Annotated in this window: 16 protein-coding genes and 2 pseudogenes; 3 read left to right on the plus strand and 15 right to left on the minus strand. The window is 53.0% G+C overall.

What is annotated here, in order from left to right; genetic code table 11:
- The 7 genes and pseudogenes from LDH74_RS23275 to LDH74_RS23305 form a co-directional block, all read right to left on the minus strand.
- Entirely contained in the window at positions 1-930 is a 930-nt protein-coding gene (locus LDH74_RS23275) for a transcription initiation factor IIB family protein (RefSeq protein ID WP_226043123.1), read from the minus strand.
- 993 nt (positions 931-1,923) lie between these two features.
- Positions 1,924-2,463 carry a metal-dependent hydrolase gene (locus tag LDH74_RS23280; protein WP_226043124.1) on the minus strand — a complete coding sequence of 180 codons (540 nt, stop codon included), beginning with the start codon at positions 2,461-2,463 and terminating at the stop codon, positions 1,924-1,926.
- 171 nt (positions 2,464-2,634) lie between these two features.
- A pseudogene (locus LDH74_RS23285) lies at positions 2,635-3,908 on the minus strand (MFS transporter).
- A 434-nt stretch (positions 3,909-4,342) separates the two neighbouring features.
- The gene (locus LDH74_RS23290; RefSeq protein WP_226043155.1) at positions 4,343-4,594 is read right to left on the minus strand and encodes a helix-turn-helix transcriptional regulator; all 252 of its coding nucleotides are present in this window, start codon (positions 4,592-4,594) and stop codon (positions 4,343-4,345) included.
- 180 nt (positions 4,595-4,774) lie between these two features.
- Positions 4,775-5,113 (minus strand): hypothetical protein, encoded by a 339-nt coding sequence (locus LDH74_RS23295; RefSeq protein ID WP_226043126.1) that lies wholly within the window; start codon positions 5,111-5,113, stop codon positions 4,775-4,777.
- 88 nt (positions 5,114-5,201) lie between these two features.
- Positions 5,202-5,720 carry a transcriptional regulator gene (locus LDH74_RS23300; protein WP_226043127.1) on the minus strand — a complete coding sequence of 173 codons (519 nt, stop codon included), beginning with the start codon at positions 5,718-5,720 and terminating at the stop codon, positions 5,202-5,204.
- A 156-nt stretch (positions 5,721-5,876) separates the two neighbouring features.
- Positions 5,877-6,020, minus strand: a complete 144-nt coding sequence (locus LDH74_RS23305) for a hypothetical protein (RefSeq protein ID WP_226043128.1) — start codon at positions 6,018-6,020, stop codon at positions 5,877-5,879.
- Between the two features lie 292 nt (positions 6,021-6,312).
- Between LDH74_RS23305 and LDH74_RS23310 the strand changes: the two genes are divergently transcribed.
- Both LDH74_RS23310 and LDH74_RS23315 read left to right on the plus strand, forming a co-directional pair.
- Entirely contained in the window at positions 6,313-6,453 is a 141-nt protein-coding gene (locus LDH74_RS23310) for a hypothetical protein (RefSeq protein ID WP_226043129.1), read from the plus strand.
- A gap of 31 nt (positions 6,454-6,484) precedes the next feature.
- Entirely contained in the window at positions 6,485-7,120 is a 636-nt protein-coding gene (locus LDH74_RS23315; protein ID WP_226043130.1) for an IS6 family transposase, read from the plus strand.
- 310 nt (positions 7,121-7,430) lie between these two features.
- Here the strand turns inward: LDH74_RS23315 and LDH74_RS23320 are convergent, their stop codons facing one another.
- The 8 genes and pseudogenes from LDH74_RS23320 to LDH74_RS23355 form a co-directional block, all read right to left on the minus strand.
- Positions 7,431-7,751 (minus strand): winged-helix domain-containing protein, encoded by a 321-nt coding sequence (locus LDH74_RS23320; protein ID WP_226043131.1) that lies wholly within the window; start codon positions 7,749-7,751, stop codon positions 7,431-7,433.
- A gap of 163 nt (positions 7,752-7,914) precedes the next feature.
- Positions 7,915-8,193 carry a PadR family transcriptional regulator gene (locus tag LDH74_RS23325; RefSeq protein ID WP_226043132.1) on the minus strand — a complete coding sequence of 93 codons (279 nt, stop codon included), beginning with the start codon at positions 8,191-8,193 and terminating at the stop codon, positions 7,915-7,917.
- Between the two features lie 566 nt (positions 8,194-8,759).
- A complete protein-coding gene (locus LDH74_RS23330; RefSeq protein WP_226043156.1) occupies positions 8,760-9,545 on the minus strand; it encodes an ABC transporter ATP-binding protein in 786 nt (261 codons plus the stop codon).
- Positions 9,546-9,582: 37 nt separating this feature from the next.
- Entirely contained in the window at positions 9,583-10,938 is a 1,356-nt protein-coding gene (locus LDH74_RS23335; protein WP_226043133.1) for a hypothetical protein, read from the minus strand.
- A 454-nt stretch (positions 10,939-11,392) separates the two neighbouring features.
- Complete coding sequence (locus tag LDH74_RS23340) at positions 11,393-11,632, minus strand: hypothetical protein (RefSeq protein ID WP_226043134.1); 240 nt, start codon at positions 11,630-11,632, stop codon at positions 11,393-11,395.
- 316 nt (positions 11,633-11,948) lie between these two features.
- On the minus strand, positions 11,949-12,533 hold the full coding sequence (locus LDH74_RS23345; RefSeq protein ID WP_226043135.1) for a hypothetical protein: 585 nt from the start codon (positions 12,531-12,533) through the stop codon (positions 11,949-11,951).
- Positions 12,534-12,867: 334 nt separating this feature from the next.
- Positions 12,868-12,945 (minus strand): annotated as a pseudogene (locus LDH74_RS23350) (transposase); the annotation flags it as partial.
- Between the two features lie 375 nt (positions 12,946-13,320).
- Positions 13,321-14,232: a hypothetical protein gene (locus tag LDH74_RS23355; protein ID WP_226043136.1), complete on the minus strand. Its 912-nt coding sequence runs from the start codon at positions 14,230-14,232 to the stop codon at positions 13,321-13,323.
- Positions 14,233-14,541: 309 nt separating this feature from the next.
- Between LDH74_RS23355 and LDH74_RS23360 the strand changes: the two genes are divergently transcribed.
- Complete coding sequence (locus tag LDH74_RS23360; RefSeq protein ID WP_226043137.1) at positions 14,542-15,243, plus strand: TVP38/TMEM64 family protein; 702 nt, start codon at positions 14,542-14,544, stop codon at positions 15,241-15,243.
- Positions 15,244-15,374: the final 131 nt, after the last annotated feature.

Genomic DNA, 15,374 nt, shown 5'->3' on the forward strand with positions numbered 1-15,374 from the left:
TCAGGTTTCAGCTTCAATCTCGACTAAGTCGTCTCGCCGACTGCGGAGCGTGTTCGGTGATGTTCCTGCGATATCGGCGATCCGTTGTTGCGAGAGACAGAATCCGACTCGCTGGGCAGCGAGATAGAGACAACCCGCTGCGACGCCACTCGGCCGGCAGCCGATCGTCATTCCGCGTTCGCGTGCCGTCTGTGCGAGCTCGAGTGCTCGTCGACGAACCTGATCTGGGACCTCGAGTTCTGTCGCAAGCCTCGGAATGCGATCTATTGTTGCAATCGGCTGTGTTGGTAACTCGAGTTCGACGTTCATCGCATTGTAGGCGTTGGTGAGTCTCTGCTGATCACAGCGCGCACAGGCTGTGACTTCTGCCCGTGATCGTCCGAGTCCGTTACACCGAGCTGTTGCGTAGACACTGGCTGCAGCCACTGCCTCGAGCGATCGTCCGCGACAGAGCTGTTCAGACTGTGCAGTTCGGAACAGCGAACACGCCTGATCCCGGATACTCTGTGCGAGGCCGAGACTTGCGACGATTCGACGGATTTCACCGAGTCCATAGGCGAGGTTCCGTTCAGCTTTCGACTGCCACTGGGCACGGGACTGTTCGCGACGCAACCGGTTCAATTGTCGACGCTTCGTGCTCGAGAGGGTGTTTCCATGTCCGTCTTGCGTGTACCCGATCTCGGTGGAAAGGCCTCGATCGTGGCGTGTCGGTGTCAGCGGGGCACCGGTCCGTCTCTTGGATCCCTGTTCGTCATGTCGGCCCCAGTCTGGTCCTCGGTCTAGTTTGGTGTCCTCAAGGATGAGTCCACAGTCCTCACAGATCGTTTCGCGGTCAGTCGTTCGAACGCTGCCGCCACAATCTGGACAGCTAGTTGTAGTCGTCTGAACGCTGTCGTCAAACGTCGTCGTGTAGATGTCTCTCGTTGCCATCGATAACTCCGAAGAGGACAACTGATCTGCCCCTTCACCGCTACTGGGGCGATAAACACCACTAGTTGATTCTAGAGTCCAGTAGAAGGGTCCGTGGTATCGGTGCCAAATTTCAGGCGGCTTCCCCCAATTGACACACTATGCGAGGGGAGGGGCTCTAACGCCGGTCTCTGGCCGGCGTTTCTCGAGAGATCGGACCCCCAGCGGTACGCTTACTCACAGCCAGCAACCAGTACTGAGGGAAACACTCACGCGGTTTCGGTGACGACCTCGGTACTGGCCTTGAAGGTCACCGCTCACGTCGACCGCGTCTCGGCGATCTCCCGGCATTGCTCGAGTGAGAGGTCGTCGTGCTCAAGGACTTGGCGGGACACTTGGACGAACTTCGGAATGTCGTCGCAGGCACTCACCACCGCTTTCGTCTTGTTGCAGTCGTAGAAGTCAGCTGCACGTTCGATTGCGTCTCGTTGATATGCGTAGTCTCAGTCCTGATTCGCATACTCGTACACACGACCCCCGAAATCCTAGCTTTTTGGCTCACTGAACAACCTATTTCGGTCCAAACATCGGAACGTATCGGCTATCCAGATACGAACGGCGGCTCGAACAACGGATCGACTCGAGATATGCACACGACGAGTCGCAGTTCGTGTGCATATTTGGGGAACGGGATTTGTCGACGTGGAACCAGGCAGTTGGATCGAAACGGTGCTTCACCGTCTTCTATTCACTCGGCTCTGTTGAAATACTTCAGCGTTGACATTGAGAAGAGCTACTCTCCCCTCCGGATTTCGTCGATCCGGTTAGAAACTAGCCTCTCAGCAAATCGCCAGACGTGAAGAGGTTTCAACAGAGCCATTCACTCAAAAATTGGCTGAACACGCCAGTAACTACATGTGCGAACTGAACGAAATATCTCGGTGCCCTTCTTGGGTTAGCTGCCGTGTCGGAGACTGGGCACGGTTGTCACTATATAGGTAAAGTGAAAACCTATTAGGAGAATTGAGACCGGTGCTGATCGAATTTGTCACGGATTGCTTCAAGGGCTGGGTAGCCATCGCGCTGCCAGTAGACAAATGCTAATCCAGCAAGCACGAACTCCGCCACGAAGTACAACTCAGAGATGGGATTAAACAGATGGTCTAGTACAGTTGGAAAATTAACTGAGAAGAGTGGCCACAGGAGAGAATGTGCGCTCGCATTCGGGTCCCAGAGAACTTCCGTTGCATCGGTCAATGCGTGAGCGAGTGCGCCGATGCCGAAGGCGATGGCGTATTCGTCGCGCCTGTGATGGCGAGCAACGAGGAAGAATCCGATTATGATGAGTCCAAGAATAACAATAGAGTGTGTTAAGCCCCTTCCTGAATGGATGATATCTAGTACCCACGCAAGAGGTTTATCCACGAGGTCTGGAAACTGAGTTCCGACGGCGAGGAAACAGAGCGGGAGAACCGCAGGCGAATCGTCGAGACGTGCCTGCGTTGAATACCGATAGAGCAAATACCCGATCGCTGCATGTCCAAGAGGCCACATTAGTTAAGGAAACAAGGGACAACGGGTAAAACGATGCTACCAGTATCGCCATTCGAGATGGGGCAGCCAATTTTAATACGGCTATGAATATCGCATAGCTACCAGTCGGATGATTTGTGAGTTTAGTATCTAAACTGGCTTAGCTCCGTAGCGTTCTGAGTGAACCGTTTGTTAGATGCCTGATGTAGTGAACTGACTATTGCGGAAATCAGTGTTAAGCTGGTTCGTCATCGATAGGGGCTCCCAGAGGAGGATGGTCGCCGCCCCGACGACGAGAACAACACCACCGACACCCAGTGCGAATAGCGGAGAGACGACATCGGATATGACGCCACTCCCGAGTTGAAATGGGACAACGGCGAGGCCGCTGACCATCGCCATCGCGCTCAGAACGGTGGCGCGACCGAGCGTCTCTACGTGATCGTTGATGTACTGTCCGGCGAACGATCGTGTGACGTCCGAGACTCCTCGGATCAGGAGGAAAGTCGGAAGGGCGAGCATCGGCAGAAGGTACATTCCGATCAACGCGCCACCAACAGCGAACGGGAGGACGACAAACCACATTCGCAGTCCGATCGTCTCTCTGATTGTCCCCGTATAGTAGTTGAGGACTGCGCCGACGAGACTATACGCTGCATAGAACCATCCCAGCAAGGCTTCGACTTGCGATTGCGGGATGCCGAGGTCGAGAACCACCGTCTCGAAAATCGGCTGGAGAAAGACGAACACGAGGTACGTGACCGCGGCGTATAGAACGTAGTAGTAGAGCAAGAACGCTCGCAGACGACGGCGAGCGAGGACCTCCTTCACGATACGAACTGTTTGGCGGAGACTCAACTCTTCGGTAGCCGCTTCCTTGTACGTCTCTGGTTCGTCGAGCGTGAGCAGTACTACAACCCCGAGACTCGTCACGCCCGCGGCGATGAACCACGGATACGAGAGATCAATGCTTCCAAGATACCCACCAAGAATCGCCGCAACGGCACCGACGGCCAATGCCGCCGACTCTCCGTGTCCTCGAACGCGAGCGAATTCATCTTCTGAAAGGTCGTCGGTGAGAGTATCGTAGAGCCATGCGTCTTCGCTCCCGGACCGGAAATTATAGCCCAGTGACCAGCAGACGTAAAGGCCCGCCAGCGGGAGAAACGAGTTCGACAAACCGATACCGAGGAGGGTCAGAGATATGAGTGATGTCCCGATGAGGTGACTATTACGTCGGCCAACGCGATCACCAACGTAGCCCGTCGGTATCTCCCCGAACAACGTTGTCAGGTTGTAGAGCGCCTCCAGAATCGCAATCTGTGTGAACGAAAGTCCCTGTGCCAGAAAAAAGAGGTACATGATGGGCGATAGAACTCGACCGCCTTTGTCGACTTATATATGTAATATTTTAGAATGTTTCCGGAGATAGCCCCCCCGAGGCCATCACCTGCACCACTTGCCATACGTGTACTGGCAAACGAAGAGTTGGCTAGTATATCCTGTTATTACGGTACAACCCCTCGAGCACATATCTCGGAATATTTTGCCGGTACACTCGCTCGATCAATCGCTCTGGGATATCGCCGGTCGATGACTGGTGAGTGATCGATGCGCGCACTGTACTTACCGTTCGACCATAATCTAATCTCTTCCCTTCTAAGCAGACTCGACAACACTCATTATCGAGGTTCCATCCTCTCCTACTAATGGAGCAGCACCGTTGTGCTGTCTCAAATCGGCCAACCTGACTTTTCGATAGCGCGGCGCGCGCTCTGCGCGCCGCACAATTGTCCTGCCCCCTTAGGGGCACCTACCGTAGGGGTACCCGACAACCCCGATACCCGAACCAACCGCTGAAACAGCTAAATTTTCGCGTTTCCGCCGCTATTTCAGCGGTTTAAATCGTACTTGAATCGAATCCATCGGCGTATTGATCTTCCCACTTTTGCCGGGCCTCGAGCTTGCGCTGGCCACGAGCGGTGATTGTGTAGTAATTCGTTCGCCGGTCAAATTGGCCTTTCTCGACGAGACCCTTGTTGACGACTTCGTCAAGGTTGAGATACAACCGGCCGTGGTGGATCTCTGTCGCGTAATACTTCTCGAGTTCGTCCTTGATTGCAAAGCCATGTGGTTCGTCTTGGCCGGCAATCGCTCGTCTCTAACTCAACAGTCCCTACATCCTCTCTGAGGGTCGAACAGCGCTCTTTCGAAGTGCTGTCCACTCCGGAAATCGAGTCAATCGAATCTCAGCGTCTCTTCCTGACAGAAGTAACAGTCGCACTTCTCGAACGGAGCCCCTCAACGCGTTCGGCAATGCCTCCACCTACTGCTACTCCCACAACATCTCGATGCGCTCCTCGATGTGGTCAAGGACGAGGCGGCTCACGTCGCGGTGGTCGTCCGGCCACTGAGCGTTCTCCGCGTCGGTGCGGCTAGCGGCCGGTGGTGGATGGAAGTGATCCCGTGAGTTGTGTGCGTTTGGGTGCCGATCCCATCGACACTTCCACGCCCCGTCCCGTCGCTCCTCCTGGTAGTGAAAGTTGAAGTCGTCGTTGCGATACCAGCGAATCTCAAAGCGAGCAGACGCCTCGTTCGGATAGTAGTCGCCTGACAGCTCGACGCCGAGGTGCAGCTTCCCCTCCTTGACGATCTCCGCCGACTCGAACATGCGACGCCCAACGAATCGGGAACGCATTCGCTCTAACATCGACCGGTCTATCGGTGCGGGACTCGCACCGTCATCCGCTGGCACCATCTCAGCTATGCGATGGGGCCGTCGAGCCGGCGGCCTTTCTCCTGGCGCGTTCGTGTAGGCGACGCTCCTCAATGATAGTGGCCCAATCACCGAGTTCCACGTACACATCGTCAATCCGCTCCGCGTCGAACTCGAGGACATCGACCTCGGCGGGCGAGTCGACCCCATATTCGCCGCGGTACTCCTCGATCCGGTCGGTCAACTCCGACACGCGGGCCTGCAACTCGTCGACAGTGTTCTCCCGCGCCAGCTTGTTGACTCGCCGCCACTCGAAATAGTCGTTGTTGCGCTCGTACCTGACCGGCCGGCCCTCATGCCGAATAACAATACCGAGGTCGGCGTAGAAGGACAGGTGTGTCCGTGCCGACTCCCCCGAGCAGTCTGCTCGCTTGGCGATCTCGGCGGCCGTCATCGGCTCTCGAGCGTGTAACACCGCACCGTACACGCGCTGCTTTGTGTCCTCGCCTTCGAACGGTCTATCGAACGGGGGCGGGCCGTCGTGACGGACATCGTCTGTCATACTCCTACTAACGGGGTTGGCACACATATTTCTTCCTCTGGGAAAAATATATCGCTCAAAGTCATAGGCACTCGCCGTGCACCCCAACCGTCTTCGACCCCACGCTCGCCGCCACCCACGCCATCGTGTTCTAAATCTCGATCGTCATGGGGAGGATCAATCCTCCTCGGTGTTGCTGTCTGCGCTGAGTCCGTCGTAGGGCAGTATCTGTTCCTCGCTATCCCCGTCTCCGACGGGCGGCTGTCGAGAGAGGGGGACGTCTTCGTCGAATGTGTGTTCGTATACGTCTAGGAGTGGCATGATGATCAGTCTTGGAGAGCGCGTATTGCTTGTACACGCTCCCTCCACCCCTCTGAGGGGATGAGCAACACCACGGTTGATCGCGTCGGAAGCACAGAGGGCTACAGAGAACCCAAGTAATACAATTGAGAGGCTCTGTTGAAATCCTTAGAACATGATCGGTTTGGCACCCTCTGCGGTAAGTACAGGGGGCACAAAGATCGTTTGTAATCGGAGAGTCAAATTCTGATGCAGAGAGGAAGTGGAGAGATAATACACTTTTCCGGCTGACCAGCGAAGTACCAATCAACGAATGGACGACCGATTCAGTCGATGGCTGCTCCTCTCAGGAGATCGGTTCAGCGTCGCCACTGGGATACTCTTCACCATGGTTGTGGTGGTGCTTATATCTCTCTTCTCCCGGTTCGCCACGCGGTGTTCAGATAAGGATTGAAGAGTGAGGCGTAGCGTTTTCTGAGTGATCTATGCCCGAAAACGCTAGCCTCAACGGTAGTATCGACCAACTCGACTTAGATTTTGTGGAGCGAGAAGCGACACCGCGACTGCTGATGAAGCTGAGTATTCAATTGCATCTGGCAGGGCTATCACTTTCGAATACTGTCTCTGTTCTTGAGATATTCGGTGTCGAACGGGCTCGATCAACCGTACATAATTGGGTTCACAAGGCTGATTTACAGCCCGAAGATGGGCGGTCACCGGATCACGTTGCGGTCGATGAGACTGTGATCCAGCTCAATGATGAGCAGTATTGGCTGTATGCCGCTGTCGATCCACAGACCAACAAGCTACTGCATACAAAGCTGAGACCTACCACAACGAAGGTACTCGCTCATTCGTTTCTCACCGAACTCAGCGAGAAACACGACGTTGATGACGCCGTGTTTCTCGTCGATGGCTCACATTCATTACAAAATGCGTGTCATCGACATGGCTTCGATTTCAGATACGAAAAACATGGAAATCGGAATGCTGTCGAACGTGTCTTTAGAGAAATAAAACGGCGAACTATCTGTTTCTCAAACTGTTTTAGCAACGCCGAAGCAGAGACAGCCGACGATTGGCTGAGATCGTTCAGCTTCGCATGGAATCAGCTTATCTGAACACGATGGTTCAGTACGCACGTGTAGTGACCACATCAAGGTTCATTTGGATGTACTACTGATAGACTGTGTCTCGAGTATCGAGCTCCAGTACTCGAAGTTCGTTCTGTTCTGTGACCCAATCGATAATTGCTCGTCGTTTCCCAATGCGGAGCGAATACTCATCTCGTCCCTTGAGCGGTTTGAGATGACGGTCTGGATTCTCTCTGGCCTCAGTCAACTTCGATCGAATTCGATCCTCGATATCGTTTGGAAGAGATTGCAGTTCCTTCTCCACATCAGGATGCAACAACACCGTCGCCATATATTGCTACAATTCCTCCCACTCGGTAGACTCCTTCCTTGAGTCAACAGTTTCGGCAGTACTAGAATCCAGTTCAGGGGCGACCTTTGCCCACCATCCCACAGCTCTCGCACCGAGCTTTTTACGGCTTACGAGCCCCTTCTCGTCCATCTCCTCGAGCCGATTTCGGACTCCTTCAGGGGTGATTTGCTTTCCAAACCGCCGAAGACCGTCAGCAACTTCCGGCGCTGTGAGGACTGGATCATCCTCGTAGTCGAATACTTTGAGGATATCTTGTTCGGTAACAGATTCCTCAAATCGGCCCGCGTCATCGCGTCCTTGGCTCATGGTCCTACTGACATGGTGGTCGCACATAACCGTTTGGTTCGTGCAAACCGGATCAATTGAGCTTGATAGATATCCACTGGTCAATATGCATACGTAGTTACTGAATCGTCCGGTTCAGTTTCAATCATAGTTCTGAATAAAGAAACCGTGCTACTATCTACTGCTATACCTCTTCGACGTACTGACTCTCCCACTCACGGCGAGTTTCAAGTTCTCGATACCCCCGATCAGTGATCGTATATGAATTCGTCCGTTTGTCGAGTGAGCCTTTCTCAACCAGCCCTTTCTCGACGAGCGTATCGAGATTGGGGTAGAGTCGTCCGTGGTTGATTTCTGCTTCGTAGTAGTTTTGGAGTTCATCTTTTATCGCCAAGCCATGAGGCTCTTCATGGCCAGCAATGACGTACAGCAAGTCGCGTTGGAAGGCAGTTAGATCGTACATGAGAATGAATTTCTCGCTCACAAGAATAAAACTGTCCGTTTATAGTGGGGTTCTGTCGACGATCTTCCGTGATCAGCGCTGGATCTCGACTGGATCTTTCGCCAATAGATATGCGTCTGGATTTCCTTCTTCATGGACACAGAGCCCCGCTCGAGTAAACGCTACCGCCAATCGTGGCGCATGGCCAGCAGGGGCTGGAATGTGACCGTGTTCAAGGCCGTGAGCTGGAAGAACGAATTCAGATTTCATTGGATCATTTCTTGGAGAGACTACTCCTGGTCAGAGGAGCCTACAATGAGAATTGTCACGTCTCTTCTGCTGACTCGCCGTCTGAGATCTCGGCGTAGGTCATACAGGTGGGACATCCGTGGACGTTATTCTCATCGACGGCGAAGACACGGACGAAGGTTGAGGTAACGTGACTTCCACAGTTGGAACATTCAGGCATATTGATTGGTTAGTTTCGATGTTTAGGATTCAGAATCCTTGAGTGTTACGTAGTTTCCCTGTACTTATCGAATTGGCTCCTCCAGCTTCAGACTTCGTTCTGGAATAAAGAACTCGTTTTACGAACTCTCGTCAGTAGCCTCGGTCGTGACCTCCAGAAAGACATCTTCGAGAGTGCTCTCTGCACCGGTTTCCATGCGGTCTTTGAGTTCTGTGGGTGGGCCTTCTGCTACGAGTTCGCCGTCGTAAAGGATACCGACAGTAGTAGCGATCTGTTCTACGACGGGGAGGATGTGCGTTGAGAGGAATATGGTAGTGCCATTAGACGCCAGTGCAGTTATCGTCTCACGGACTGTGCGGGCGGCACGCGGATCAAGCCCTGACGTCGGCTCGTCAAGAAATGCGACGTCGGGTTCGTGCATAATCGCTTGGATCAGGCCTGTTTTCTGACGCATCCCTTTCGAGTACGTGACGATCCGTTCGTCGGCAGCGTCAGTCAATTCAAAGCGGTCGAGTAGTGTCGTGATCCGATCTTCAATGGTGGTCGGATCCATCCCTCGTAATCCACCGTGGTATTCGAGTTGCTCACGAGCTGTGAACTCCTCGTGTATCGGCGGTGATTCTGGCAAATACCCGATGTGCTGGATGAGTGCTTCACGGTTAGTGATCGACGCACCGGCGACGCGCCCAGAGCCACTCGTTGGCGGCAGTAACGCTGTTAACATCCGGATCGTGGTCGTCTTCCCCGCGCCGTTCGGACCGAGAAAGCCATACACCGTCCCGCGTTCGACTGTGAGATCGAGCCCGTTGACTGCCCTCGTTGTACCGTACTCTTTCGTCAGATCATCGGTGACGATCGCTAATTGATCAGCAGGTCTGGACTCGGTTGTTTGTTCGTTTGTCATCTCTGTCTCAGGTATGTTGTCACTCATAGTTCTGGAATCACCGGAGTTGATAGCCGTCGAATCGCTTAACAGCTATTTGGAAGACGACTTTTGTAACCGCAGCGGCGAGAAGCAGCGTGAGAAGAAGGGAACTGATCTGGACGATGAGTGGTGGCACTCCGAGTGTTGCGATGGGCTCGTACACGAACGGAGAGTTGCCGAGGAAGGCCGGTGTGATTGGGAGCAATACGATAAGAAAGATCACACCAATCCGCAAGAATCCATTCCGCCCGTACTCAGCATAAATCGGAACGTCAGTGAAGAAAAACGGGGTGGAAACTAAGTCAGAGCGTTGAACCCCCAACCCAATGACGAGTGCAACTGATGTGGTACACGCACACGAGACAACGCCGACGACGGTAATCAAGATTGTCTGCACGGTCCCGACAACGCTCACCAAGCCGATCGGAGCAGTTACGAGTACAACGAGTGGAGCACCACCAAGAATTGCAGAGAGGAACAACCCAGCGACGAAGTTCCGCCCACTAACTGTCGTGAGCAGCATCGGAAACGTTCGGTACTCCGTTCCAACTGGGTCAGAAGCAAAGGCGATACCGGCTGCCATACCGAGCGAAATTGCAATGGCCAACAGGAAACCGTTCGGGCCTCCGAAGAGGAGTAACGGAAATCCCACTACACCGAAGAACACCAATACGTACCCAGTCATTAGTAGACCGCGTAGAACACGTCGTTCCATGAGCCAACGCTCCCTAGCAACGGTGAGGACAGGCTTCGAGAGATGGTCCCCAAGAAGACGCTCCATCCATCCCTCATTGACGAGAGAATGAGAACCGTGGGTTCTCGATGAACTCACGGGTTCGCTTTCCCAAACTCGACACGCAAGTATAGTCGCCCCAGCTACAAGGAGTGGAAGCACAGGAACAAGGATACCGAGTGCGCCCACTGCGTGACGTATCGATCCATATGCCACATCACCGCCACCTATGAGCGCCAGATCGACGAACCATGCCAGTGGTAACGCTCCAAATACGGCGATCAGCGGGGCAACCGATATCGATACTTCTTGGAGAACCATTGCACCAAGGACGAGTGGAATCCAACCGAACACAATCAGCAAATCCCTGTAGAAGCGTGCTCGTACGAGTCGCAGTGCAACTAGTCGAGCCGCGAGTCTACCTGTCATCCCGAGAGCAACGGCGAGAGCCGCCATGGAGGATATCGCTATGATAATTGTGAGCGCGACTGTAGGTGACCGGAGCCCAACAGCAGTTCCGACCGCGAGTCCAAGCGTTGGCAGGGTGAGCGTGAGAATCAGTCGAGTATAGACGAATCCGAGGAGTCCAAGGGCAGCCGCTCTTGGACGAACCGTCGTCAGCAGTAGATCAGGATCCAACTGCTCAAATCGAGCATGTGTGTACTGTGAGCTTCGCCACACCATCCAAGCAAATGCGCCACTCACGAGGAGACTGAGCGTAGCGTACGGAAGGTGCTTCCCGGAGGTGAGGTCACGTCCTAGTGAGTGAGCGAGCCATCCGAGGACAAGTGTGATCACGACGACCACACCCAGTAAGACGGGTCGTCCCGTTACCGGATTCCCGAACTCACGATGATGGCGTGTCCACTCTGCTCGTGAAATCTGCAGCCCCAACTGAAGTTCCTTACGAACACTCATCTAATGCTCTCATGTTGTGTATTTAGATTGCGATCTTTCGAGTATGGTTACTGGTAATACATAGTACTCGTGTTTCATACTCTGCTCTAATATAATCGCTCCAATGGCATCACCATCATGAATACCGTCTGGATAGAATGACTAGGACAACGGTTGAGTTGGCTATAAACGACTGCTACCACTCCTCTCCTGTAGGCTGTTCGTGGACAGGGTCCGACGTCGTCTCATCTCCCCGGATTACGAAGTACGCAATCAAAAGGACAATTCCTATTGGGAAGAACAGAAACATCATCCCACCAATACTGAGTGCCCATGCGAGTTCGCTGTTTTCCCGCTTCGACGCGTCCTTGTACACCCAGTAGGCAATAGCGATCCCGATGATTAGGAGGACTATTGAAGAGACGAGAGAAATCATTACGAACGTCCCCTCGTCAAAGGGCAACTCGTCACTTGTCTCTGTTTGGAGTACGGTAAGTGATGATAATAATTGGAACACTACGACCACCTGATCTGGATCGCTAGTTGATTGTGCAGCGGAACATTGTTGTCTACCGTACCAATCTGCTTGGCATTACGTGATTTGCTGTCTTCCATGTGCAGTAGCTGTACTCGAATATCAAGTCAGAATGATAAATACCTTCTGGTTCAAGTCACATTATTAATATAATATGGGTCCGAATAGGCGCATTAGGACGCTTAATAGTTCCATGGTGGCAATTAAAATATTACTTCTAATTCTGTGACTTACTGAGATCAAGTGGCCCAGCAACCTCACCATAGAGTAACGAATTAAAAATTGTACTTAATGTATAATAGGCAATAAATCCGGCAAAAACAACACTCATCGAGGTAACAAGCGCGAGGGGGCTGGCAGCGACAAAGAGAAGGACAATGGCACCACCAACAATAGTGGCGAACATTGCGACACCAACAAACCAGAATACAAGAAGACAAAGTACTGACTCTTTGAGAAAAGCAGCACTTCTCTGAATCGCACTACGTAGTGAGGTTGTTGGTTCGAAGATAAGAATTGGGACAACAAAAATAGTTCCAGCAGCCCAAATGATGTTCATCACAAACGTAATGAATTGAATTATTACGTTCACGGATTCTGTGAAAGCACCAAGTCTCGTAACCCAATCAAGAACTACAAAGATAGTGATTATACTCGCCCAGACGATGGCGTAACTGACTAACGAGACCAGACGATTACGAACTTGTTCAATTGCTTGGGAAAGCGGGTGGAGAACGCCAAGTTCAGTAGCGAGTACATAGCCAGCGATCGTTCCGTTCAACAAAATTGTCGTGACGGACATGAAAAAGTAAGAAAGAATAATTATTGCCATAAATACTGATTCGTTTGTGGAGGGTGTGACCAAGAATGCAATAGCGAATATTCCTGCAAACAACCCTATTGAAAGTCCAATTTGCAATAATGTGAGACAGAGTATGACAGGATGGACGACCTCAAAGCGGAGACTATGACGAGTGTACACCCAGCCCTTTCGGAGCTGACCCCATGGTCGTTGTAGCGCGATCTTTGATCGAATCCCGAAACCCATACGTCTTCCCTGTTGTGTCTGTGTTTATAGTCTTCATTGTTTTAAGCAATTACAGCGGACTCGAGTCAACTACCCCATCCTACTTCGCTCACCATGACGGGTTCGCTCGTTGAGGGTGGGGCTTGTCCATGAACTCGGCCTCGAACCCATCTGGATGGGCGTTGAAAAACGATCTACCAACTCATTCGTTCACTGGCTTTCCCATGGCTGTTCGACACAAGATGATCGTCAGGGAATGGCTCCACTCCGTCGACGGAGGCTCCGATTTCGATACGAAAGACATGGAAATCGGGCACTGTAGAAAGTATCTTTCGTGAGATAAACGATGTACTTCTCGTTCTCAAGCTGCTTCGGGGGTATCAGAGAACGATTCTTATAGCGTTTCTTTCACCCCATTCGCACTGAACTGTCCGTTCACTACACGTGCTTACTGGTCGAAATCCGTGTTATTACCCAACTGATGTCTTCTCTCTTGGTAAGCGTGATACAACTAACTTGTCCTCTCGTATGGCGACGAAATCAATCCCAGTCGCGGTTGTTACTACGTCATGAATGGGGTGATTGACGCGATATTCTGGGCCACTGTTGCTACCCGGAGGACAAACGCTATCAGGAGCGCAAGAGGGATGAGGCCGATCACAACCGTCAGGAACATGGAAACGAATACCGTTGGCATAGGGGCAGCCGCCGTGGGAAAGGTAGCGAGCTGGATGAGTAACGCGACTGGGAGAGAGATAGCCAGCACACCGACGTACAGAAGCGAGCGAGAGAGCTTCGCGAGTTCCTCCTTCATGAACGCGGTTGTAAAGTACTGTCGAGCAATATCGAGATTCTTCAAATCCGCGCTCAAGCCATCGAGCGTAGAGAGTAACTGTTCATGCTCATCCCCCTCGTAAGCCGATTCAAGCTGATGACATTCATGAATGTGGGTCGCGTATTCGATACCGAGGAGGGGAACGATCACCGAAGAGAGCTTATCCGATCCCGTCCCGAGTTCCTCGCTAATCTGGGCACATTCCTCCGGTAGCTCATCGACAAGGTGGGTATCCGGTTCACTGCTCGAGTCGGGAAGAAATTCCGCGAGCGAACCGGCGCGTTCTTGGGTCTGCTGAAGGAGCTGTTGCAGGAAGTCGGCTGGATCGGTCGGTGGTGCCGGCTGGTCAAGTGCTGCCTGCCGATAGTCGTCTGATTGGTCGATCTCGTCTCGGAGCGACCCCGGCGACTCCAGTTCCTGGGAGAGAATCACCTGATTGATCGCGACCACAAGGGTGATGAGCGTGATATTCCCCCCGATCAATGCGCTCGCGATATAGATCAACGGCGTGAGATTGCGGATGGCGAACCGGGAGAAGAGAGGGATAAGCACCACCACAGCCATGGTGAAGAGTATCCCAGTGGCGACTCTGAACCGATCCCCTGAGAGGAGCAACCATCGACTGAATCGGTCGTCCATTCGTTGATTGGTACTTCGTCGGTTAGCCGGAAAAGGTGTGGTGCCTGCTCCACCGTCTCTCTGTATCAGGATTTGATTCTCCGACTATGAACGATCTTTGTGCCCCCTGTACTTACCGAAGCTACTCACCACATCGAGAGGGGTTCTCACCAACTGATTTGATGTGCAACAGTCGCTCAGTAGGTGTGCGAACCTAACGCAGACCCTTCTGTCAACTATCATCATCTTAGTCAAACGGGTTGAGGCATCATTGCTTCGGGGCCGAACTGGAGAAAGCTCAAGGCACTAAAGACCTACATTCGAAACGGGATGAAGGTATTCTCGTCGGCTGATGCTCAGAAACGTGGAGTTCTCGCTATCGTTCTCGTCTCGGCCACATTCGTCTTCCTCTACCTATCGCTTCGACGATACGCACCGTTCGTCTTTCATCCCGATGAACTCCGCGTGTGGATAGATCAGTTCGGCATTCTCGCGCCAGCCGTCTTCGTGCTCGTCCAGATCGTGCAGGTCATCGTCGCGCCGATTCCGGGGCAGGTCGTCGCGCTCGCCAGCGGCTACCTCTTCGGTTCGGTGGCCGGCACGGTCTACAGCATCACTGGTGTTCTCATAGGGAGCGCAGTCGCGTTCATGCTCGCAAACCGGTACGGTCGTACGTTTGTCGAAGAGGTACTCCACGAGGATGTTGTTGTTCGCTTCGACGAGTTCGTCGACCGGGTCGGATTTCTGGGCCTCCTCACGTTCGTCGTCATCCCCGGGATCCCGGACGACGCTGTTTGCTTTCTCGCTGGACTCACTAAGTGGCAGCTCCGGACGTTCATGGTCGCTATCACTATCGGACGCCTCCCAGCGTACATTCTTACCGTCTACGCTGGCGGCGAACTAGCAAGCGGCAATTTCCTCGAAGGGGGGGTGATTATCGGGTGCCTGATCGTCACCTCCGCCATCGGTTACTATAAACGTGAAGCGATACGAGATCTAGTAGGTCACCTGCGGGAGCACACGCCGTTCTGACTTACAAACGAGCAACCAATCACGTCGCTGATCTCCCAAGTTATACTTCTTCTTCGTCATCCGCTGGCGATCCTACGTTGCTCTCGGAGGCGAAAGGTATGGCATCATGCTGTATCCGAAACGCACTCGGA

Origin of the sequence: Natrinema sp. DC36, assembly GCF_020405225.1 — an archaeon.
Taxonomy (GTDB): Archaea; Halobacteriota; Halobacteria; order Halobacteriales; family Natrialbaceae; genus Natrinema.